At 63.1% G+C, this 445-nt stretch carries 1 protein-coding gene; it reads left to right on the plus strand.

Annotated elements, in window-relative coordinates:
- Window positions 1-233: DDE-type integrase/transposase/recombinase (locus AC0IYH_RS29395; RefSeq protein WP_471837564.1), on the plus strand; the 233-nt coding region annotated here is incomplete at its 5' end.
- Window positions 234-445 lie beyond the last annotated feature (212 nt).

Genomic DNA, 445 nt, shown 5'->3' on the forward strand with positions numbered 1-445 from the left:
ACGTGAAGCTGAACGGCGAGATGGTCTACCTGTGGCGAGCCGTCGATCATGAGGGCGAGGTGCTGGAGAGCTACGTCACCAAGAGCCGGGACAAGGCGGCAGCGCTCACCTTCATGAAGAAGGCGCTGAAGCGCCACGGCTCACCAGAGGCGATCACCACCGACGGCCTGCGCTCCTACCGTGCAGCCATGAACGACCTCGGCGCCGCCGAGAAGCAGGAGATTGGCCGCTGAACCAACAACCGGCCGGAGAACTCACACCTGCCGTTCCGACGGCGAGAACGTGCGATGCTCCGGTTCAGGCAGATGAAGATGCTGCAGAAGTTCGCCTCGGTACATGCCAACGTCCACAACCACTTCAGCCTGGAGCGCCATCTCACCGACCGACAGACCTACCGGGAACGACGCTCCGCAGCGCTTGCGGAGTGGCAGGTGCTCGCCAGTTA

This window comes from Pseudomonas sp. AC463, from assembly GCF_979253585.1.